17 protein-coding genes and 1 pseudogene are annotated in these 22,020 nt (G+C 39.1%); 3 read left to right on the top strand and 15 right to left on the bottom strand.

The genetic code is table 11. From position 1 onward, the window contains the following. Positions 1 to 17: 17 nt before the first annotated feature. Positions 18 to 806: a sensor histidine kinase gene (locus tag HWQ38_RS35400; protein WP_292803597.1), complete on the bottom strand. Its 789-nt coding sequence runs from the start codon at positions 804 to 806 to the stop codon at positions 18 to 20. 782 nt (positions 807 to 1,588) lie between these two features. Between HWQ38_RS35400 and HWQ38_RS35395 the strand changes: the two genes are divergently transcribed. Further along, positions 1,589 to 2,818, top strand: a complete 1,230-nt coding sequence (locus tag HWQ38_RS35395; RefSeq protein ID WP_292803594.1) for a hypothetical protein — start codon at positions 1,589 to 1,591, stop codon at positions 2,816 to 2,818. An 84-nt stretch (positions 2,819 to 2,902) separates the two neighbouring features. On the opposite strand, the gene HWQ38_RS35390 is transcribed toward HWQ38_RS35395, so the two are convergent. The 6 genes from HWQ38_RS35390 to HWQ38_RS35365 form a co-directional block, all read right to left on the bottom strand. Then, entirely contained in the window at positions 2,903 to 4,519 is a 1,617-nt protein-coding gene (locus tag HWQ38_RS35390; RefSeq protein ID WP_292803592.1) for an ABC transporter ATP-binding protein, read from the bottom strand. A gap of 28 nt (positions 4,520 to 4,547) precedes the next feature. Then, positions 4,548 to 5,993 carry a glycosyltransferase family 4 protein gene (locus HWQ38_RS35385; protein ID WP_292803589.1) on the bottom strand — a complete coding sequence of 482 codons (1,446 nt, stop codon included), beginning with the start codon at positions 5,991 to 5,993 and terminating at the stop codon, positions 4,548 to 4,550. A gap of 86 nt (positions 5,994 to 6,079) precedes the next feature. After that, complete coding sequence (locus HWQ38_RS35380; protein WP_292803586.1) at positions 6,080 to 6,769, bottom strand: glycosyltransferase; 690 nt, start codon at positions 6,767 to 6,769, stop codon at positions 6,080 to 6,082. A 34-nt stretch (positions 6,770 to 6,803) separates the two neighbouring features. Then, a complete protein-coding gene (locus HWQ38_RS35375) occupies positions 6,804 to 7,514 on the bottom strand; it encodes a glycosyltransferase family A protein (protein WP_292803583.1) in 711 nt (236 codons plus the stop codon). 260 nt (positions 7,515 to 7,774) lie between these two features. Continuing rightward, complete coding sequence (locus HWQ38_RS35370) at positions 7,775 to 8,797, bottom strand: serine kinase (protein WP_292803581.1); 1,023 nt, start codon at positions 8,795 to 8,797, stop codon at positions 7,775 to 7,777. 19 nt (positions 8,798 to 8,816) lie between these two features. After that, positions 8,817 to 9,275 carry a PqqD family peptide modification chaperone gene (locus HWQ38_RS35365; RefSeq protein WP_292803579.1) on the bottom strand — a complete coding sequence of 153 codons (459 nt, stop codon included), beginning with the start codon at positions 9,273 to 9,275 and terminating at the stop codon, positions 8,817 to 8,819. 332 nt (positions 9,276 to 9,607) lie between these two features. Here HWQ38_RS35365 and HWQ38_RS35360 point away from each other — a divergent pair, with 332 nt between their 5' ends. After that, positions 9,608 to 10,816, top strand: coding sequence for a nucleotidyltransferase family protein (locus tag HWQ38_RS35360; RefSeq protein WP_292803576.1), 1,209 nt, complete (start codon positions 9,608 to 9,610; stop codon positions 10,814 to 10,816). On the opposite strand, the gene HWQ38_RS35355 is transcribed toward HWQ38_RS35360, so the two are convergent. The 8 genes and pseudogenes from HWQ38_RS35355 to HWQ38_RS35320 form a co-directional block, all read right to left on the bottom strand. Further along, complete coding sequence (locus tag HWQ38_RS35355) at positions 10,817 to 11,887, bottom strand: glycosyltransferase family 2 protein (protein WP_292803573.1); 1,071 nt, start codon at positions 11,885 to 11,887, stop codon at positions 10,817 to 10,819. It lies immediately after the preceding gene. Positions 11,888 to 11,925: 38 nt separating this feature from the next. Continuing rightward, positions 11,926 to 12,510: pseudogene (locus tag HWQ38_RS35350) on the bottom strand (Uma2 family endonuclease). 47 nt (positions 12,511 to 12,557) lie between these two features. Further along, a complete protein-coding gene (locus tag HWQ38_RS35345) occupies positions 12,558 to 14,138 on the bottom strand; it encodes a DHA2 family efflux MFS transporter permease subunit (protein WP_292803570.1) in 1,581 nt (526 codons plus the stop codon). Positions 14,139 to 14,325: 187 nt separating this feature from the next. After that, entirely contained in the window at positions 14,326 to 14,469 is a 144-nt protein-coding gene (locus HWQ38_RS35340; protein ID WP_292803567.1) for a hypothetical protein, read from the bottom strand. A 41-nt stretch (positions 14,470 to 14,510) separates the two neighbouring features. Then, a complete protein-coding gene (locus tag HWQ38_RS35335; RefSeq protein ID WP_292803565.1) occupies positions 14,511 to 15,773 on the bottom strand; it encodes an MFS transporter in 1,263 nt (420 codons plus the stop codon). 357 nt (positions 15,774 to 16,130) lie between these two features. After that, positions 16,131 to 17,597, bottom strand: a complete 1,467-nt coding sequence (locus tag HWQ38_RS35330; RefSeq protein ID WP_292803562.1) for an HlyD family efflux transporter periplasmic adaptor subunit — start codon at positions 17,595 to 17,597, stop codon at positions 16,131 to 16,133. Between the two features lie 162 nt (positions 17,598 to 17,759). Then, positions 17,760 to 18,227 carry a MarR family transcriptional regulator gene (locus tag HWQ38_RS35325; RefSeq protein ID WP_292803559.1) on the bottom strand — a complete coding sequence of 156 codons (468 nt, stop codon included), beginning with the start codon at positions 18,225 to 18,227 and terminating at the stop codon, positions 17,760 to 17,762. A gap of 77 nt (positions 18,228 to 18,304) precedes the next feature. Beyond that, a complete protein-coding gene (locus HWQ38_RS35320) occupies positions 18,305 to 19,834 on the bottom strand; it encodes a glycosyltransferase family 39 protein (protein WP_292803556.1) in 1,530 nt (509 codons plus the stop codon). 399 nt (positions 19,835 to 20,233) lie between these two features. Here HWQ38_RS35320 and HWQ38_RS35315 point away from each other — a divergent pair, with 399 nt between their 5' ends. After that, positions 20,234 to 21,970 (top strand): hypothetical protein, encoded by a 1,737-nt coding sequence (locus HWQ38_RS35315; RefSeq protein ID WP_292803553.1) that lies wholly within the window; start codon positions 20,234 to 20,236, stop codon positions 21,968 to 21,970. The last annotated feature ends 50 nt before the right edge of the window (positions 21,971 to 22,020 follow it).

The following is a 22,020-nucleotide window of genomic DNA, read 5'->3' as shown; positions in this document are numbered from 1 at the left end:
TCCTTTGATTGAGGGAATTATAAATTTTTAGTCGAAAATGTAATTTTAAACTCTACTCCGTTATGACTGCTAAAATCAATGTTCCCTTTTAGCTGATTTGTGAGACCCTTTACTAATCGCAGACCTAATGATTCTGTAGTCTGAAAGTCAAAGTCTTTGGCAAAACCAACGCCATTATCACTAATAGTAAGTGTAAATAAATTTGCTTTTAGTGAGCAGAATTCAATACAAATTTCTCCTGAGTCTCTTTGGTGAAAGGCGTGTTTTAGAGAATTTGAAATAAGTTCATTGATAATCAAGCCACAAAGAACAGCTGCATCACTGACTAGGAAAACATCCTCAACCTTGATTTTCAAGGTAATAGTAGTAGAATTAAGTTTGTATGAATGCAACAAATTAGTTATTAAGTCTTGGATATAGTCAGCAAAATTAATCTTTGCCAGGTCTTTAGATTGATACAGTTTGTCGTGGATTAGAGCCATTGATTGAATCCGGTTCTGGCTATCTTTGAATACTTCAATTGCTCGATTCTCCTTGAGATACTCTGCTTCCAAACTTAGCAGACTAGAAATAATCTGCAAATTATTTTTTATTCGGTGATGAATTTCTTTTAATAGCACTTCTTTTTCTTGAAGCAATGCTTTAATCTGCTCCTCTGATTGTTTACGTGCTAAAGCGACGATAATAGAAGCTATCATGCTGCCAAAAATAATCAGCAAATTTGTTTGATGAGTGCTGGTGTTCGCCTCTATTAACAGCTGTTTCAAGAACTCATTCTCTTCGTTATCCCTAACTGTCGTGAGCATTCGGATGTCCTCCATAATCTGCTGATCCTGAACTGTCTGAATTATACCCGTCTCTTGCGCGTCTCGTAGAGAAGAAAAAGGGTAACTAGCAGCCCCAATCGAAAGGGCTATATCTTCGTTCCAGCAAACAGCACCCAGGCATGAAAAAATTGGCTTGCTGAATAAAAAGTATGAAAATGATTTTATTTGATGTCAAAACCCATGTAGAGACGCGATATATGGCATCTCTACATCTGGATTCATACTCTAAGCAATGCCAAAAGTTTTTTACCGTACTACTCCTCATAGTCCTGGGAACTGATACCAATTTTCTTAACTTCGAGAGCGAATTAGTCCTCAAAGGATGTTTTAAAAGGGTCAGGACTTACGCAAAGAATAGCTGAAAAGAATGATTTTCTTGTTAGGGGCAAATCAGGAATTCCCCCTGAATGCCTGTAGTTTTGCGTAAGTCCTAAGGGTCTTTTGCTCTGGTGGTGAGTACGGCGAAGCATCTCAGTACACGGCTGAAACCTTGTTTTTTCGTCGCAGTTGACCTAAGTCAGAACGGCAAAATTATACCTTGTGGGGCTTTTAAAACAACCTTTCATAAAGGATATCTACATTAGTTAATTATTGGGAGCGTATATTTTCGGAGTCATCGCAAGACAAATAATAAATTTTTTTAAATTACTCAGTATATTTATTTAGTTATTATCTTCCAGAGATTTTCGCTTGCATAAGTTATGCTAATGTGGTATTTAAGGTCAACTCACACAACTAACTCAAGGCAAAGTAAAGTACCCATGCTCAGGCGTTTAATTGTGATTGTTACTGCCGCTATACTCTTTAACAGTTCCTTGACGCTGGCAGAGAGTAAAAAGCCCATACCACCGGATAAATTTCCTCCTAGTCCCCTAGAAATTACCACACCCGATCCACTGCTGCCACGTTTGCCCAAGGATAAACAGCCGTTAACTCTCGAAGAACAGCAAAAGTTAGAACCAGCGCTGGATGCCTTAAACCAAGAAGCAGGGGTGAAACTGCAAGCAGGGGATCAAGTGGCGGCGTTGGAAATTTGGAACCGGGAACTGCGCTTGCGACGCTTTTTAGGTTCATTAGCAGAGGTGCAAGCATTATCACGAGTCGGGGCGATCGCCTGGAATCAAAACGACAGCCCAGAAGTACAATATATTACGCAGCGATTGCAAGCAATTCAAAAGCAGGCAGAATCTCAGAAAACAACTGCCGAAATTGATCTAGAATTGTGGCGATCGCTAGGACAAGCTTACCAAAATGTGCGATCGCCTAAACTAGCTCTAGAAGCTTACAACCAAGTTTTGTTAGTGGTGCGACAGCAAAAAAATCCCACAGCAGTAGTAGAAATCCTCAAGACAATTGGGGAAATACATTTGAGTTGGTTTGATTATCGCAAAGCCGCCCCAATCTACGAGGAATTGTTAGGTTTAGCGACTTCCCAAGGCGAACGTGTAAACGAGGTAACATATCTGCAACGACTGGCTGACATTTACGAGCAGACAAACCAACCGCAGCAGTCATTGAATGTACTTAATAAACTAGCAGAAATTTACGTCAATGAAAATAATCTTACTGAAATACCAGAATTAAAGCTAGCGATCGCTTCAGATTATGAATCTCTAGCCAAGAAAGATCCTAACTTACTGTTAGAAGCTTTTAAAAATTATCAAGAAGCTTATACCACTGCTTGGCAATTACAGGAATATGTTCGTGCTGGTGAGGCTTTGCAGAAGTTAATTGCGCTCTACCGTTCTCAAGGACAAACAGACGCGGCTTTGCAGGCTAGCCAAATTCTTGTGCAGACACAGACGCAAGCCGCCAACTTTTACGGGATGATGCAAGCTTATGATCAAATTGGGCAATTGTATCTAGAACGCAAAGAGTTTTCGCAAGCACTAACAGCTTTTAAAAAAGGGTTAGAACTAGCGCAACAACTCAAATATGAGGAAGTATACTTTACTGGGCAAATTGAAAAACTGTCGAAAGCAAATTTGTAACTAATATTAGCTTGTTGAATGGAAATTGAAGACCTCGCTACCAACCACATATGGATTAACAAAATAATATTAGTGGGATAGATTCTAGGAAATTCTGTAAACCTGATGGGCATAAGCAATCACAGTTGGATCATGACTTACTAATAAAATGGTTGGACGATCGGGAAGTATTGTTAAGTTTTGCATAATGGTAGTAATAGTAGTTTGATCCAGATGATTAGTTGGTTCATCAAAGATCAGAAATTTGGGACGACGGAGCAAAGCTCTGGCGATCGCAATTTTTTGACGTTGCCCGCCCGATAGCCAATTCGCTTCTTCACCAATCAAAGTATGATAGCTTTTAGGTAAGTGACAGATCCAATCGTGAGCCGCAGATATTTTTGTCGCTTCAATTACCTCTGCCATTGATAAATGAGGGCAACCATAGGTTAAGTTTTCCCAGATTGTTCCGGGAATAAAAACTGAGTTTTGAGTCACAACTCCTAAGTTTTTTCGCCAATAACTAATATCTAGTTGGCTTAAAGGATAGTGATCAATTAAAATCTCTCCTTGTGTGGGGATATAAAATCCTAAGATCAGACGAATCAGGGTACTTTTACCGACACCATTATCCCCGACAATAGCGACGATGGATTGGGGAAGAATTTTTAAGTTTAAATTTTGTAAAACAGGGCGATCATCATATTGAAAATTAACATTCTTAAAACTAAGATTTCCTTGAAATGCAATCTGTAATTTTCCAGAATAAGGCTCTGTATCGTGAGTTTGAATAATTTGCATCAAAGCCTTTAAGGATTGAGACATCGTTAGAAAATTAGGCAAAGCAGTGTTTAACTCATTGAAAGCAGAATTAAATTGACTAGCCGCAACAAAAAAAGCAATCAATGACCCGAGGGTTAATTGATGCAAATAAATCAGTAAACTGCCGACAACAAGCAGTAATAACTTAGCCAAAGTCACAATAATTTGCTGGAGTACATTATAAAGCGTTTGCAATCGAGTAAAATTTAAGCTGGTAGATTTAAGAATTGATAGTTGATTTTGTTGGTTCTCAATCTCAAGTAGCTCTGCCGTTTGAATCCGAGTTAATTCAATAGTTTTGAGGGCTGTTAGAGTAAGATCACTAAAATCTATAATTGCTTGGCGCTTGAGAGCAAAATTACTTTTGATGCGATTTTTGAGTCTCTTCCCCATTAAGATAGAGGATGGAACTGAAACAATCATAACCAGAAATAAAATCCAGTTATAAATTATTAAAATGAAGCTTAAGCAAGCAATAGTAACTAGGGCAGGCAGCCAACGGGCAATTAAAAGCTTACTAACGGTTTCTACATGACCTATATCATGAACAAGGCTGGCATGAAAGTTTCCTAGATTAATTTGATTGTGATAATGCCAAGAAAAGGTATATAGTTTTTTTAAAATTATTTCTCGCAATTTTTGGGAAACAGTCAAAGTAATTTCTGTAATTGTATACTCAGACCAAAATGCCAATAATTGTTGAATTAAATATAAACCTAGCAATAAGCAAGTATTAATTAAAAGTTGAGAGATATTGAAATTGGGAATGACAATATCAAACATTGAACGAATTAGACCTGCAAAAGGAATCAGGAGCAAGGATTGACTAATAACGGCTAAAATTACCAACCCTAAACGAATTCGATCGAGTTGATATAGATTGAGATAATAGTGCCACACAGTAATATTCTTATATAAATAAATTTTTCTAAGATTTGCCCTTTTGATCTATTTGATGCAAGACTTTTTCAATGAACCAATTTACTTGTCTGTAATCACAGCCCAAAGCGATCGCTGCTTCAAATTCTGTTAAAGCTTTAGAAAACTGTTGTTTATGATAAAAAACTAACCCTGTCCAAAAGCGTAAAAAACCATCTTGGGGATTTTTGTTACGATAATGAACAATTCCTCCTTCTCCTTGGGCTAAAAGCATTGAAGAACGAGCAATTAATTGATCTCCTTGTACAGCTTCCTCAAAACTTTGAGGCTGTAAACTAATCGCAAATTGAGATCCTGCATTGCCTAAAGATTTCACAAATCCTTCGGCAGAAGTTTTAGAAGACAAATCATCTGGCCAAGGATGGAGCCGTTTTGGCGATCGCATCATTTGTTCATAAATTTGGTGCATTTTCCGGGTTAAATTTTTTCCATCAAAGTGCTGACGAATATACTGTTGAGCGTTATACCCTAATTTGAGTCGTTCTTGCGGATTGTGATAAAGATACTCGATGGCTTGTTGATACTCTCGCTCATTTTCAACCACTAGCCCAGTTTCTTGATGTTGTACCAAAGATTTAACACCTCCATAGGGAAAAACGACGGGAGGAATTCCAGCATACATTGCTTCTTGCAAAGATTTTTCACTCGTCGCATAGGTTTCTGGGCAAAGGGGATACCCAAAAACATCTAAAATTGATAGGATAGACCGAATATTTTCGACATATCCTCGGAAGTTAAATTTTTCTGTTACCCCTAAGGTTGCAGCTTGTTGTTTCAACTCTGCTTCAATTCCACCGCCACAAACAATAAAACGAATATCAGAAATCTGAATAGCAGCACTCATGGACATATAATCAGGGTGCATTTTAGCAAAATTGACAGTGCCAATATAGCCAACATTAAAAGTACTATGAAGTTGAGTTTGAAAATTACTCAATCGATCAAAATCTGCAACTCCAGAAACCAATCCTATTTTTTGTCGAGATTGTAGTTCTATTTTAGAGAATTCAAAAACCATTAAATCAAGGGTTAAAGAATTTGTGGCCACAAAAAAATCTGAAACAGCAATAATATCTTGAGTAATAATCTGAGGTGCTTGATCACCTAAAATTTTTGACCAAATTAATAACCGAATAGGTGGCCAATCCCCTCTCAAAAACTCATAATTTTCTGGGCAATTCCAAAAGTGAAGTTGAACAATATCAGCCCTAGATAACTCTGCTTCAACTTCCTCTATAGAAGGATTTAGTAAAAAGGGAACTCCAACTTGCTTTGCTAGTAAACGAGCTAGCCCAGAGGCTGCTTCTTGCAAGGCTAAAATTCGATGTTCTTGAGCAAGACCAAGGCACTTAGAATACTTCACCATTGCTAAAAGCGATCGCGTTGGGCCGTCTCCAGATAATCGATTAATAATATGTAAGATATGTAATGTCACAGTTAGCAACTCAATAATCAGGATTAAAAGGTTGACTTAGTAACGCCAAATTGGATTATAAATTATAGGTGTTATTTTCGCTTTATCTATCGTTTATAAGCCTGACGACGCTTCAAAGATTGTTGCAATAAAATAAAAATTTCTTGGCGATAAACTTCTTTTTGAGAAGAAAGATTATTATTATGTAAACGTTTGTACAAGACTAATATCGGTAAAACTTTTAGTAAAATTTCCTGGTCTTGAACTCGTGCAAACCATTCACTATCGCATCCAATCTTAAATTCTGAATTGAAACCTCCCACCTGTTCAAAAAGTGTTCGTCTAGCTAAAAGAGTACCAGGTGTATAACCAATGATGGGCTTAAAAGCTTCTTCATCTTTAAGTGATTCCGTAGTTTTATAATCAGATTCAAAAAATTTTTCTAAATATCCTACAGTTCCCTGGATCTGTGGTTCCAATAAGAGAGAATTTACCCGTTGACTTAAGGAATTGACTTCCCAGTAATCATCATGATCTAGAAAGGTAATTAATTCTCCCTGCGCTACCGAAATTCCAGTATTCCGTGCTTGGGCTAATCCTTTCCCATCTTGTTGTTGATAAATCATACCTAAGTAAGACTGAGCAATTTCGGCTGTTCGATCCGTTGAAGCTCCATCAATCACAATAGTTTCATAATTGGAGTAGTTTTGCTGTTGAATACTATCTAAGGCTGCTTTCAAATAACGTTCACCGTTCTTGACAACCACAATAATACTAACGAGGTTAGAAGTATTCATAAGTACAAATAATAAAGATTACTTAATTAAAAACTCAACCAAAGGGAGAATTCAAAAGTTGACGCTGTGTCAATAGTTTATGTAATGCTTTGGTTAATCCCAGAGGTTGCTGTTTACATTGCATGGTTAGACTATTTAAATGACGACGGTAGTAAAGAGAGATTTGAGGTACTACTACAGAGGTCACACCCTTATCTTTAGCTCGTACAAACCACTCTACATCCTCCCCATACCAAAATGTTTCATCTAACAAACCGACCTGCTCAAAAATACTCCGCCGAAAGGTTGTAGCTCCTAAATGAAAACTTTCATAGGGTTTACCTTTGAATTCAAAATCGATATCATTTTCCTGATTGCCCCTGATATCAGAGGACTGATTTAAATGCATTTCCTGTATCAAACCTTTAACAATAGAAATTTCAGGTTGAGCTAATAACACAGCGAGATGAGTTTTTAATTTATTAGGTGACCACAAATCATCTACATCTAGAAAGGCAATAAATTCACCTTGAGTGATTAAAATTCCTTGATTCCGAGCCGAGGCAGAACCTTGCCGAGGTTGATAATAATAATTTACAGAAAATTGTTGGGCGATCGCTGCCGTATCATCCGTAGAGCCATCATCAATCAGCCAGATTTCTGTATTTTTAGGTAATTCTTCCTGCTGCTGAATACAATGAACAGCTTGAGACAAAAATTTTGCACCATTATAAATGGGAATAATAATGCTTAGAGTTGGTTTCATTCTAGCTACTTAATCTTTTAGATTGTGAGTCAAAGGAGTGTGCTTTTGCTAGAGGAGAACAAAATATATTCTAGGAAGCAAGTAATAGAATATCGGCTCTGTGGTCATTTGTTAAAAAAAACAGAACCAATGTACTTTTAAGTAATTAGAGAAAGGAGATTGCTGGAATTTTGCCAAACATAGTCTAGCAAAGCGTTTACGACATATCATTTATTCTTTCATGAGAGTGATAAAAGAGCGTTACTTCCATGAATTTCTGACTAGAGCAAACTCAAAACAGCTTCAGGAATTTGTTTTAAATTAGTACCTAAGATTAATCTGTAATTGGGTACCTGATTAACTAAAGCAGCAATTTTTTGAGTAATAACTTTAGTATATCGGGGGAGGTGGAAAGTCGTTGTGGGAGCTAAAGCGGCAAAACTTTCTGAGGGGGAGCGTTTCTGGAGTGAAGAATTTTCCTGATGGCTAATCTCAAGTGTTAAAACAGCCCGAATAGGTAAATGAGATATTAACTGTTCCGGTCTGTGATTGTGTAAAAATATTAAGGCTTTTTCGCAGTTTAATCGTTCCAAATTACTAACATTATTGGCTAGATTGGGAAAGCGCCATAGGTTACTAGCTTCCAGTTTGGCAGTATTGTAAAGACTATAAACACTAGAAATCGGTTCAGTTTGTATCATTACGTAGTCATCTCCTAGATATAGCAGCCCGGCTTCTAGGCAAGCTAAGGTCGTTGTTGATTTTCCGGAACCACTTTTACCTGTCAGTAATACACAGCCCGTCTGCGTCCCTACTGCTCCTGCATGAACTAATTGGAGTGGAAAAGAACGAGTCCACCAATGTAGCGCGATCCGCAATGGAAAACTATGTTCCCAATAAGGAATTTGCGCTGCTGTTTTAACCCAATACAGAGCTAGCTGACGATCTCGATCAAAAAGGTGCAAAACATCAGGTCCAACTTGAAACAGGGTACAAAAGCGATCGCAATTATAGCCATTTACTAATCCACGATCGCCGTAATCATAAACCGACCAAGGGGGAGAAGGCATGGCTATGCCTGTAGAAGAACTGTCCCAAAGACAAATTGTCAAATCTGCTGAGGAACAAGGAGAAATTTGCAAGTGAGATAAAGCCTCGGTCATTTGAGGAATTAAAGCTTGTCCAGCAAAACGCTGACAGATGATATATCCGCCGATTTTGTACCAGTACTCAATATTCCCTTGCTGAACTTGAGCTTGGCAAAATGCTTTGTGGGCCGCACTAAAATACGCGTTCGCATCCATAAAGAAAGAAAAACAAAGACTACCTGGATGAGGGTAAACGTACAGGCCAGCCTGCATCATCTACATCATGAATGGGATCAAGTAAGAGTAAATCTTGCATATCAGTATATTTTTTGAGAGAGGGAAGCTGAAATACTGGCAGTGACTCAGAAGATGGATCGTTCTGGCTAGCTTCCGTATTATTGCCATTGTCTAAAGCTTCAGTGTTAACAACAATAAGAGATTCTCGTTGTAACTCCTCTAAAAAAGTTGTGACAACTTGCTGTAAATCTGGAGGACAATTTATAAAATTTTGTAAAAGAAGTTGAATAATTTCCAGCAGTGACTTTTCTTCTTCAACTCCCTTCAAAATAATCAGTCCTACTCCGTTTAGGTGATAATAGCTACCATTGTTGAAATCAATTAAAATGACCTCATCATCAAAAAACTCATATACAATCTGGGAATCTCTAAACTTAAAGCAAGTCTTGTAATTCATAAATTCTATACTCTATTATTCGCTCCAAAGAGTGTACAATGTTAAACCAGGTTTAGGTCTCAGTAACAATACGGATTTCTTGGGAGATAGATGCAGTAAGCATAAGTAGTTTTAAGTTTGGCTCTATAGGGTTTTCGGGGAGGGATTTGGAGAGAAGCGCTTGAAATATATGCTGCTCTTTACTTTCAGCCCCGGATATCTTCAGCACTTGGATCACTTTTGGTTCAACAACCCTTTTAGGCTTTTTCCTTAGCTCATCTCCCTGAAACAGTTATTGAGCCTTAAGTTTTTTAAATTCTTTGGTACTTTTGTAAAGTTTTAGGTGTCTTTAAATGACTCAGAAGAATTATGATGCGTCTCTTTTGCTTCGTTACCCACAAGGCCCTTGGCCAAATTCATTCCAAGAACTGCTTTTGAAGGCGGCTTTATGGCAGGGACAAGAAAGCCTACTTGTTTGGCGAGAGTGGAGAAATACAGTTGATTTTGACAGTATTGATAGTGGTTCTTATCGTCTTCTATCCCAGCTTTATTACAACCTAAGAAGTCATCCGATTGAAGATCCAATTTTACTTAAACTAAAAGGCGTTTATTGCAAAATTTGGTATAAAAATCAGTTACTTCTACATCAGCTAGAAAAAGTAATTCGAGCCTTTGAGGGAGCAGGGATTTCAACGTTGTTGTTAAAGGGAGTGGCATTAATCTCACGCTACTATCAAAATATTGGCTGTCGCTCCATGAATGATTTAGATTTACTAGTGTCCTCTGAACAAGTGGAGATTGCAGTTCAAGTCTTGGAAAACCTTCAATGGTACGAAAAGCCAGGTGAATCTTATTCTCGCTCAAAGCATTTACTTTCAATACGGCACGCTCAAACTTTTATCAACGAAAGTGGCTTAGAACTTGATCTTCATTGGCATATTCTTCACGAATGTATTCCAGAGTTAGATGCAGCTTTTTGGCAAGCTTCTGAATCGCTACAAATTCGTGGTGGGACAGTCAAGATTCTCAATCCTAGCGATCAGCTATTTCATGTTTGTATTCATGGTGCGCGATGGAATTCTTTACCCCCACTCCGTTGGGCTGTAGATGCTTGGATTATTTTACAGCAATCACCTGATTTAGACTGGCAAAGACTCGTCAATTTCGCCGAGCAATTTCATCTTAATCAACCTTTGTACGATACTCTTGGCTATTTAAAGTTTGTTTTGAATGCCCCAATTCCTGTAGAAGTTTTAGAAAAATTAGCAAAAATATCTAATTCCTTAAACGAAAAGATTCTATATGAACACCAACTTCAACCTTTTCCGCGAATCAAGGCAACTTCAGTAATGTTAGACTACTACTTAAGTTTACAGTATCGATATGAGGAATATTCCTTAAAGTGCCAGTATGAGCAGTCTGGTTATTCTGAAGGATTCTTGGAATTTTTAAAGCATCAATGGAAATTAGATCATGTCTGGCAACTGCCAGGGATATTGCTACAAAAAGGATGGCGAATGCTCCACAAGTCGATCAGCTTAGTCTTAAAATCTGAGGCGTGATCAGTGTAAAAATTTTTGAAATTCCTGGCAAAGTAAATTAGCCGCTTTATGGCTAGGATTCCATTGTAAAATATGTTTTAATACTGAATTTGCTTCTTGCAAGTGGTAAAGTGGCGTGAGTGCATGGAAAATTCCTGGTTCTAAATGAGGTGGTGTTTTCCCCTGAGCGATCGCTTGTTGCAAGACCTTCAAAGCCCGGACTTGTTTATAGGTGCTCATTAGTTGCATTAAAAAAGTTTGACGATCAAAGTTATCATCACTCTGAAATATTTCCGGAGGATGTTGTAAAGGAAATTGCATTGAACTAGAAATAATCTCTGCGCGCAGATCATCTACTTTTTTAGTATGAGTTGCTTGAGGATCAAAGCCTAAATTTTTGACTAAGTTTACAGAAGGAGCAATTTCTAAACCTTGATCAAGTAATCGAGCCAAAGCCCATTGAATATCCCAAGTATCAATGCGCCCATTTAGAATATTCTCATAAAGCCAAAAGCGATAATTTACCTGTTCTGAGTCCGCTAAGACTTCACTTAGAGTTTGAAGAATGGTCGTTGAGTCAAAGGATTTTAAACTGGGATCACAGAGTTTCCAAGCCCGTTGCCAACTTGCCCAACCCCAAATGCTTCCATAATGAGAAAAATGGTAGCTTTGCTGGTCACTTTTCCACTGCCCGAGATCATTGCGTCCACTAATGAGCAAAATACGAGGATCGAATCGATAGCGAGCGAGCAATTCTGTACAAAATGGGAAGAAAGTCGGGTTAGGTAGACAATCATCCTCTAAAATAATAGCTTCTTCAACTTGATCAAATACCCAAGATAATCCACTAAATACTCTTTTCCCACATCCCCAATTTTCACTAGCATAATTTTTCATAACCTCACAAGGCCAATCTACCGTTTCGACGATCGCTCTTGCAGCTTGACACTGTTCAATATCCTTAGGAACATGGGGACGCGGCCCATCTGCAATCACCCATAATTGTTGAGGTTGAGCTTGGCGGATGGACTCCCAGACTTGAGCAGTATAATCAGGACGATTAAAAACAATCAAAACAACAGGAACTTTCATAAAAGGGTACGTGCAGCATCTGCTATTGGAGAAGTTAATTAATCTACTAATAATACATCTTCATATATAGCTGCGTAGGCGTAGCCCGCCGTAGGCATCGCACAACGGAAATCAACGCTAGCTAAATAGACTTCTTCTTCATAAAGGTAAAGTACCGAATTTCCTTCCTCATTGCGGCGGAAGCATTCTACACTCATTCTGTCTGGTGAAATTAGCACATACTCTTGTAGTGATTCTAAGTGTTGGTAGCTGGCAAATTTCTTCCCTCTGTCATAGCCTTCTGTTGACTCAGAAAACACCTCGATAATTAAGCTAGGATAGCACTTAAAATATTCAAATTCTTTATCTCGTATATCACAAGTAACCATCACATCAGGATAGAAATAGCGATTTATGACATCAATTTGTGCTTTCATGTCTAACATATAGACACGGCAATCACTACCCCGGAGATGGTTTCGCAAGAGCATAGATACATTCATGCTAACTGTGACATGAGCATCACTTGCCCCTGCCATTGCGTAGACTTGCCCATCAATATACTCGTGTTTTATTTCACTTACTTTTTCGCTTTCTAAGTATTATTTTGGAGAGATATAGTACTTATTTTGGCTAATTACCATTTTAGTACGTTAGTAGTTTTATCAAACATTTTAACCCATAGAACAATCTAATGTGCGACAGCGCCACCAGTTGGCTTCACCTTTTTCAAGAATAAAATGGCAATGCCACTGAGTAACAAAGCAATGCCAATAAAGTAGAAACAATCGTTAAAAGCCATTACAAATGCTTCCCGGCGGACAATGTTAGATATGGATGCGATCGCTTGATTTTGTGCTGTACTCAAATCGGCTCCCCTACTGATAAAATACTGGGTCATTTGGTCAAGTCGCTGTTGAGTTTCTGGGTTATATAAAGATACTCCATCACCCAATCTATTCGAGTGAAATTGCTCTCTGTTAGTTAATAAAGTTGCTAAAGATGCAATTCCTATAGAACCGCCCAAATTCCGCATCATATTAAATAAACCACTCGCTGAACCTGCTTCTTGCTGACTCAATCCAGCAGTGGCGATAGAACTAAGCGGCACCATAATTAGAGGTTGTCCCATTGCACGCACAAATTGCGACCAGCGTAACTGATCTAATCCTGTTTGATTAGTCATTCCAGAGTTCATAAACGCACTGATAGAAAACAAAGTCACACCAACAGCCACCATTAACCGCACATCAATACGTTGCATCAATTTGGGTATAAGGGGAATAATAAATAGTTGGGGAATACCAGCCCAAATTAATACTTCACCAATTTGCAGCGCATTGTATTGTTGAATTTGGGCGAGATACAGAGGTAAAATATAAATTGAACCATACAATCCTATTCCCAGCGACACATTGACAATACTCGCTAAACCAAAGTTCCGCCTAAGCACAAGCCGTAAATTAATAAATGGTTGTTTACGAGTTAATTCTATAAAGAAAAACACGACTAAAAAAATTACTGCGATCGCACTTAAGCGCACAATCAGCGTTGAACTAAACCAATCTTTGCGACTACCTTCTTCTAAAACAACTTGCAGGGAACCTAATCCAATAGCCATTGCAATAATTCCCCACCAGTCACCTTGTTTTAGTAAATTAATTTGGGGTCGTTCTTGCTTAATTCCGTACCAAACGCCAGCCAGCATTAATACCCCTGGAATTACATTTATATAAAAGTTGTATTCCCAACCAAAATTTTCTGTTAACCAACCTCCTAATGTTGGGCCAATTGAGGGTGCAAAAACTGCACTAAACCCAAATGCCGCCAGCCCAATTGATTGCTTAGATTGAGGTAAAGTTGTTAATACAACTGTCATAGCGGTGGGAATTAATACTCCTCCACTAAAACCTTGTAAGACCCGAAATAAAATCATGGAATTGAGATCCCACGACCAACCACAGCATATAGAAAAGAAAATAAATAGGGCAGTATTCACTAACAGATAACGTCGCAGAGAAAACACCCGTGATAACCATCCTGTTAGAGGAATTACCACAATTTCTGCCACCAGATACGCTGTAGAAATCCAAGAACCTTCTTCTAGAGTTGCTCCTAAACTTGCTTGAATGTCTTGCAGCGAAGCATTAGTTATTTGAATATCTAATACCGCCATAAATGCACCAAGCATACTGGCTAATACACCAATCCAAGTTCTTAGCGGTACACGTTCTGGTGGTGCTTGCTGACCAATTACACCTGTGTTAGCCATAGTCTTTTTCCTGTTTCAAAGTTAAGTAGTAAAAAATGTTATTATTAAATATTTTATTTCTCTCTGCGCGGCGAAATTAAAATATGAGTAGTCGATAAAAGCTCATTATAGAGGTTCTCACTTGGGTGCAATACAGCTTTGACTTCACTTCCATTCCTCTCTCCTTTTAGGAGAGAGGCTTTAAATCTTACTCCCCAACGCTAGTAGGGGAGCCAGTGCGTTGGGCGGCTCCGCCGACTTGTTCGCTCTTAGCGTTCCCGCAGGGTAGCATCTGGCGTAAGGGGTTGGGGGTTAGGTCTGTATTTGACTCAACTGCAAACTGGTATAACATAAATCTAAATCTAAATCTAAATCTAATTGCGGTTAACTATCTTAAACTTCCTGAGTCGTGATAATAATGCCCTTTTGCTCATAAATTGGACGCATTATTTTCCTTAAAGCAGGCAACTGTCTGCTAAAAATAATCGACCCGATAATACAAGCTATACCATCAATAATTAAAGTGTTAGAAGCACCAATATGACTTGCTAATAAACCTCCTAATAAATTACCCACGGGAATCATCCCCAAAAATGACATCGTGTATAAGCTCATTAATCGTCCGCGTTTGTCGTCCTCAACAATTGTTTGTAAAAATGTGTTGCTAGCAGCAATCTGAAGAATTGTTCCCAAGCCAACAAATAACATTGTAAATAAGGAAAGCGGTAAAAATCGAGACAAAGAAAAGGCAATTAGACCAATTCCTAAAATTGCTGGAGCTAAGGCAATCAATTTCCCAATTCCCAAGATTGTTTGGCGCGTAGCTAGATAGATACCACCAGTTAAGGCTCCAACTCCAGATGCCGCCATCAAAAATCCCAAAGTTTCTGCACCACCTTTGAGAACTTGTTCTGCCATAACTGGTACGAGAATAGTGTTTTGCAGTCCCATAAAACTAACTAAAGCTGATAGCAATAAGACAGATCGAATCGGTGGGAAGCTAAAGGCATATACAAATCCCTCTTTGACTTTTTGCAAGGGATTACCGTCAGGTATCACATTTTTCCAAGGTTTAACTTGCATCGCCAATAAAGCGGCGATTACAGCAATGTAGCTCAAACCATCAATTAAAAAACAATAGCCAGTTCCAACGCGAGCAATTAATAAACCCCCGATCGCAGGGCCAATTAATCGCGCACCGTTGATCATAGTAGAGTTGATCGCGATCGCATTGGCTAAATCTTCTCTGTGTTCAACCAATTCTGGCACAAAAGCTTGGCGGGCTGGTGCATCTAAGGCGTTAATAAATCCTTGAAACAAACTCAAGACGATGATGTGCCATACCTCAATCACACCAGTGAGCGCCAGCACTGCTAATGTTAACGATTGAATCATCGCTAAGACTTGCGTACTAATTAAGGTACGATACCGAGAAAAGCGATCTACAAACACTCCGCCAAAGGGAGCTAAAAAAAAGCTAGGAATTTGACTCGAAAATCCCACAACTCCTAGCATTAATGGGGACTTTGTTAAGTCATAAACTAGCCAAATCGTCGCAAGTTGGGTCATCCATGTCCCAATTAGGGAAATACCTTGTCCAGCAAAAAACAACTGGTAATTTTTTGACTTTAATGCAGGTAGTAGCGGTTTTTTCATGTCAAGTTTGTTTTATACCAATCTGCTTTCATAAATATCATCTCACTTCATCTCTATGTGCCTCTCCATAGATGTAGAAACATATCACAGCTAGAAAGAGGTTTTTCATCTGTTTGCAGCAAATTTGGTATTTACAGCTATTTTCAGGTAAATAGACCACGCGCTAGGGGCACAGCATTGCTGTGCCCCTACGACAGATGTGGTTCAAATACATGAAAACTCCTGTAATGATGTCCGGGCAATTAACCATAAAACCTGGAACCCCACCCCGCCAAAGCTGTGCTTTTAGCTCCCCTCCCCGCAGGCTCTTAGGGATTGGGGGTGGGGTTCTTTATCGGTAATTTAGCGGACATGGTATTACTTGACTTCCACAGCAACTTCCGCAGACATCCCAGGTGTAATCCGCGATTCGTACCCTTGAATGCTCTTTTGGTCGAAAACTATTTTTACTGGGATGCGTTGGACAACTTTAGTAAAGTTACCTGTAGCGTTATCCGGTGGCAATAAAGCAAACTGAGCGCCGGAAGCTGGGGAAACACTGTCAACACGACCAACAAAGGTATGATGAGGGAAAGTATCCAGCTTGATTTCTACTGGTTCTCCTGGGCGCATCTTTTCTAATTGGGTTTCTTTGAAGTTCGCAACTACCCAATAGTTGTTATCCACGATCGCCATTAATGGTGTTCCCGATTGGACTCGGTTGCCAACTTCCACGTTTTTCTTACCTATTCGTCCAGCACTGGGGGCGGTAACATTGGCGTAAGATAGTTGCAATTGTGCGTCTTTGAGCGATGCTTCTGATTGCGCGATCGCCGCTTTTGCCGCATCGTATTGACTACGTTTTACTGTTGTATCTTGTCCGCCGGCGGTAGCTTGTTGCAATCCTCCCTTGGATGCTGCCAATTTAGCTTGGGCGTTGGTGACATTTTCTTGCGCTTGTGCTAGTTGAGACTGGGCTTTGGCGACACCAACTTTCGCGGAGGATAACTTGGCTTGGGCTTGTTCCACTCCCTGAATAGCCGCGTTTTTTTGTGCCGTAGCCACATCATAAGCTGCCTTGGCTGTATCTAATTGCTGACGAGGAATTGCACCTGTTTTATACAATTCGTTATAACGATTGTAATCTGCTTGGGCATTTTCCAAATTCGCATTTGTTTGCGCTACCTGCGCTTGGGCGGCAGGAATCCCCGCTTGGGCTAGTCTGACTTCAGCTTGCGCCGCCGGTATCCCAGCTTGGGCTTCTTGTACTGCTGCTTGGGCTGTAGAAATTGCTGCAACAGCACTGCTAACATCTCCCTGCGCTTGACTTGTCTTACCAGTGGTGGTTTGTGAAGTTAAGGCAATATTTGCTTGGGCGGCTTGCGCCTGTCCACGCGCATTTTCTAGCGCAGCTGCGGCTTGTTGCACTTTACTTTGATAGTCTCGTGGATCTAACTTGACTAACAATTGTCCCGGTTGCACCAGTTGGTTATCATTCACCAGCACTTCACTTACAGTTCCGGGAATGCGGCTACTAATTTGGTGAATGTTTCCGGCTACGGTGGCGTTGTCTGTTTCCTGGTGGGTGGAGGCATATTGCCAGTAGTGATAACCAAAAATACCTGCGGCGATCGCACCCACACCTAAGCCTGCCAAAATTAAACCAGTCGGTTTTTTCCGCTTAGCTGGAACTTCTTTCTCGATCTCAGGAGTGACAACAGGTGCTTCTGCTGTTGCCGATGTCTCTGCTGTCACAACTTCTAAAGTCTCTAAATCAGGAATCACTTCTTTTTCTAAAATTGGGGTTTTGTATCCGTTGCGTCCGTTCAAAGTATTAGTGCCCATGATTGTTAACTCGCTTGTTCGTTGAATAATTTGATTGATACTCGTTTATTTAGAATGCGTAATATTCCCGGAAAAAAACTTTATTTCCTTAGTATGCGTAATATTATCTCAAAATAAATCTTCACAGTGCCTCACCCGGTCGGGTGATTATGGGATAATCTTTTAGGAGAGATTAGCGATCGCGCGATTCAAGATTTGGGAAAACAGTTCCCGGTCAGCAAAGGAAATACCGTCCATCGCTTCATCACGCACGGCTGCGGCGATTGGCGGTAAGACAGCTTCTAGTTCCTTACCTGCATCTGTGAGCCAGATCCGCCAGATGCGGCGATCGTGGGTGTCGCGTTCTCGGCGCACCAAGCCGCGTTCTTCCATCCGATCTAATACGCCTGTTAAAGTCCCTCCCACTTGTTTGAGTTTGTCCCCAATACAAGAAGTAGGTAAACCATCTTCTTGCCAAAGACAACACAACACCAACCAGTGAAATGGTGTCAGTCCAAAGGGTTCTAGCCTCTCAGTAAACTTGCGACTCAGCAGTTGCGAGACTAATTTGATTCTGTAGCCCAAATTGTATGGTGCGAGATTTTGCTGCCACGACTCTAAACCTGGGGAGTGATTAGATATAGAAACCATTTGCCATAATAGTTAGGGTACGTACTATTATCTTACCTGGACTCATTAGATTTAGCAAGAGTGGCTTTCCATCTCTCTTAGGGAAGAACTTGAATCAACTGATACTCTTTTCCTGTACCAATAATCCGGTGAGGGCGAGATAATTTCGGGGATTGATCATTATAGATCAAAACATAGCCCAAAGCTGGTACTTGAGAAATAGAAGCTACTGGTTGGGGGCGAGTATAAAAATAGAAATTAAGCAGTACTTTGGTTTTGGCGTCTATTTCCACAAAGTAGATAGGATGAGTTTGAATAATTGAGGCGATCGCGCTTTGTTGTAAAAAAGTTCTCAAAACCGGGTTATAGTCACTTAACAGACCGATGCTACCCATCGTTGCCAAAGCTAGCCAACAGGGAATTAACCAACCTGCAATCCAGTAATCAGATGTGAGAAACTTTTTGCCAAAGTGGTAACGACTAATCCACACTACAGGCAAAATTAACCAACCCAGGCCCATAGCCAAGCCAATAGTTGCATACTTGCGGATGTCAGAACCACCCCAAGTAAGAACGCCAATACTCGCTATTACCAGTAAAACACCTAAGCCACCAAAGCCATAACTGAGATTTCGAGGAAGATTCTTCTTTGCAAAAAGGTTTAATATATTTTTTTTCGCCTTTTGAAAAGGTAATTGTGGGGGAATTTCTATTTGGTAAATATTGCCTAACCAGTTTAAACCCACAGATGCCAACCAAGCTATGAACGGACAAAGGGAAAGACTATAGTGAGGGAAACGAGTGGTAAAAAGACTAAGTTCACAAAATAAGACAAGTGGAAAGCCAACTAATATTAACTGGTAGCGAACAATGGGACGACGGAGAGTCAAAAATAAACCTAAAATCCCGAAAAAAGCCCAAGGAAATGCTATTAAAGGGATATTCCATATATAGAACAGGGAACCATTATTATAACGATCCTCAGAACTTAGCTGCACAACAAACTTGAACAACTCTTCAAAACTTTGATTTCCATAGCGCAGCCAGCTTAACCATAGCCAAACAGCAGTAGGTATTAAACCTATGAAAAAGCCTAAATATAAAATTGGGTTAGTAAGATGACGATGACGGCGATGTTCCCCAATTAAATAAGGGAATAAAGCTATAATTGGCAAAAAAATCATAAAGCTTCTGACTAAGAAGCCTAAACCTAAACTTAAACCAGCTAGAAAACTCCAAAAATAGCGAGATTTCGGATGTAATTCTGTTTGTATTAAAGACCAAATCGCTAAAAGTACCAAGAAAACCATCGGTACATCAGGTGTACTTAAGCGACAGTATTGCAGCCAGAGAAATTCTACACTTAAAATTGCAGCAGCTAGCCTTGCTAATTTTTTGCCTAGCATAATTTTGCCGATTTCATACACAAGCCATAAGCTAAAAATGCCAGCAATCATGCTAGGAAGACGCGCACTAGTATCACTGATACCAAACAGCTTGTAAGAACTGGCAATTAACCAATAAGGGCCAGGAGTTTTATGATGTGGCTTTTCCCAAGGAGCTATCCAATCACCAGAATCAAACATCAGACGCGCACGCGATGCGTAAAGCCCTTCATCATGTGCCATTAGACTATTGTGCCCAGAATTAAATAGTAATAAGGGCAGTATCCAAACTAACAAACTAAAATAAGTAAATCGCAAAGTTTTTTTAAGGGCGATCGGGAACCAAAATCTAAGTATAATCAAGTAGCTCAAGCTAATAATTATATATTATCAACTTATGACTGATCAGAAAAGCCTTGCACAAGTTCTAGCTGAAATCTAGCATGGGCAAGCAACGGGTATGGAATTTAATCATTCGTAGGTTGGGTAGAACAACGTGAAACCCAACATGAAGTCTGAATATTTCCGAACCCCTTTTACAGTGACATTTACTTAGTACTTGAAGATTCTACAATCAGAAAAATTCAAGAAAGCTTTTGATTTTCCTAATTAACACGATTTATTCAGACATGGACGCGCACAATGCTAATTCCCCAATTACAAAAAGTTTTAACAACACCTATTATTCCAAATAGCAGACAAAATCAATCTAGATTGACTGTCATCTTTTGGTACAGTCTAAGTTTAACTTTTGCTGTTGGTTATATTCTTATGGGGCTGCGACAAGCTTTCAGTAGTAAATATATAGTCAGCGACGATGCACGCGAATATATTTCTTGGATGTATCGTTACTTTAACCCAGATTTATTTCCTGGGGATTTAATCGCTGATTATTTTCAGTCGGTGACACCAATTGGATATGGTATTCTTTATAAAATAATTGCGGCTTTAGATATCGATCTAACTTTCTTTAGCAAAATTTTTCCAATAGTACTGGGACTAATTACAACTAGTTATTGCTTTCTAGTCTGTATGGAGATATTACCAGTGCCAATGGTGGGGTTTATCGCATCTTTACTTTTAAATCAAAGTCTTTGTATGCATGATGATCTATTTTCGGCTACTCCTAGAGATTTTATTTATCCCCTATTTTTAGCTTTTATATATTATTTAATCCGGTCTTCTGGGTTAGGTATATTAATTGTACTTGCACTCCAATGTTTAATATACCCTTTAATAGGTTTTGTCGATTTATTAATTTTAGCTCTAAGATTATTTCACTGGCAAAATGGGCAGATAACTATTTCTCAGAAGCGAAAAGATTTTATTTTATTTGCAGCAGCGATGATGATTGCTGGTATTGGAATTTTACCTTATGCCATTCAATCATCACAATTTGGTCCGGCAATTACTGCTGCTGTTGCGAGAACTATGCCGGACTACTGGGATGGAGGAAGAGTCAGCTATTTTAGTGATAATATTATTAATTATTGGCTTTTTGGTAGAGATAGTGGTTTTCTTGCTTTAATTTCACCTCCTCAACTATTATTTGGTTTATTATTACCAATTATCCTGAAATTCCAGTCTCACTTTCTCCTAACCAAGCAACTAAAGGATGAAGTCAAACTATTACTACAGGTAGTATTAGCTAGTTTAATAATGTTTTTTATTGCCCATGCCTTAGCTTTTCAACTGCACTGGCCTAGCCGCTACACCCATCATACTTTTAAGATGGTACTTGCGATCGCAGCAGCAATCTCTATTACCTTGATTTTAGATGCTACACTTCAATGGTCGAGAAAAAATGGGAGACAAATTTTCATCTTGGGGACGATTATGATTTTTGGTGCAGGACTCGTTTTGTATCCTAGCAGCTTCAGCTTAAAAGTTTTTCCTAAAACCCCTTATCTAGAGGGCAAAGTCCCAAGATTATATAATTTTTTGCAAAAGCAACCACCAAATATTGTCATAGCCTCTACTTCCGGGGAAGCAGATAACATACCTATCTTTGCTCAAAGAACAATTTTGGTGGGTAAAGAATATGCTTTACCGTTTCATACAAAATATTATGCTCAAATTCACCAGAGGATGGTTGACCTGATTAATGCCCAATATACTGAAGATATTATCCAGATTAAAGACTTTATCCAAAAATACCACGTAACCTTCTGGCTATTAGAACGTTCTGCATTCATGCCAGAATATATAACTAAAAACACTTGGCTACAACAATATCAGCCAGCAGCACAAGAAGCGAATGCCAAGTTACAGAAAGCTTTACCTGTGTTAGCGACATTAATTAACTCTTGTGCAGTTTTGGAGACTGATAATTTAGTCCTTCTCAAAACAGAATGTATCAAAACCCTAAGCAAGACTTGAACACAATGCCCAATTATAATCAAAGCTATCTAATTTAAATAGCAATGCTG

Source organism: Nostoc sp. NMS7 (genome assembly GCF_017115085.1).
Lineage (GTDB): Bacteria > Cyanobacteriota > Cyanobacteriia > Cyanobacteriales > Nostocaceae > Nostoc.
Note: the sequence above shows the minus strand (reverse complement) of the source record. Positions and strands in the feature narration are given on the sequence as shown.

Bases quoted from the DNA above. Each gene is read 5' to 3' on its own strand.
- HWQ38_RS35325 (WP_292803559.1), bottom strand. From the start codon at position 18,227: ATGGTTTCTATATCTAATCACTCCCCAGGTTTAGAGTCGTGGCAGCAA.
- HWQ38_RS35335 (WP_292803565.1), bottom strand. From the start codon at position 15,773: ATGAAAAAACCGCTACTACCTGCATTAAAGTCAAAAAATTACCAGTTG.
- HWQ38_RS35375 (WP_292803583.1), bottom strand. From the start codon at position 7,514: ATGAAACCAACTCTAAGCATTATTATTCCCATTTATAATGGTGCAAAA.
- HWQ38_RS35395 (WP_292803594.1), top strand. From the start codon at position 1,589: ATGCTCAGGCGTTTAATTGTGATTGTTACTGCCGCTATACTCTTTAAC.
- HWQ38_RS35400 (WP_292803597.1), bottom strand. From the start codon at position 806: ATGCTCACGACAGTTAGGGATAACGAAGAGAATGAGTTCTTGAAACAG.
- HWQ38_RS35340 (WP_292803567.1), bottom strand. From the start codon at position 14,469: ATGTTATACCAGTTTGCAGTTGAGTCAAATACAGACCTAACCCCCAAC.
- HWQ38_RS35360 (WP_292803576.1), top strand. From the start codon at position 9,608: ATGACTCAGAAGAATTATGATGCGTCTCTTTTGCTTCGTTACCCACAA.
- HWQ38_RS35330 (WP_292803562.1), bottom strand. From the start codon at position 17,597: ATGGGCACTAATACTTTGAACGGACGCAACGGATACAAAACCCCAATT.
- HWQ38_RS35380 (WP_292803586.1), bottom strand. From the start codon at position 6,769: ATGAATACTTCTAACCTCGTTAGTATTATTGTGGTTGTCAAGAACGGT.
- HWQ38_RS35320 (WP_292803556.1), bottom strand. From the start codon at position 19,834: ATGGCACATGATGAAGGGCTTTACGCATCGCGTGCGCGTCTGATGTTT.
- HWQ38_RS35370 (WP_292803581.1), bottom strand. From the start codon at position 8,797: ATGGATGCGAACGCGTATTTTAGTGCGGCCCACAAAGCATTTTGCCAA.
- HWQ38_RS35355 (WP_292803573.1), bottom strand. From the start codon at position 11,887: ATGAAAGTTCCTGTTGTTTTGATTGTTTTTAATCGTCCTGATTATACT.
- HWQ38_RS35345 (WP_292803570.1), bottom strand. From the start codon at position 14,138: ATGGCTAACACAGGTGTAATTGGTCAGCAAGCACCACCAGAACGTGTA.
- HWQ38_RS35365 (WP_292803579.1), bottom strand. From the start codon at position 9,275: ATGAATTACAAGACTTGCTTTAAGTTTAGAGATTCCCAGATTGTATAT.
- HWQ38_RS35315 (WP_292803553.1), top strand. From the start codon at position 20,234: ATGCTAATTCCCCAATTACAAAAAGTTTTAACAACACCTATTATTCCA.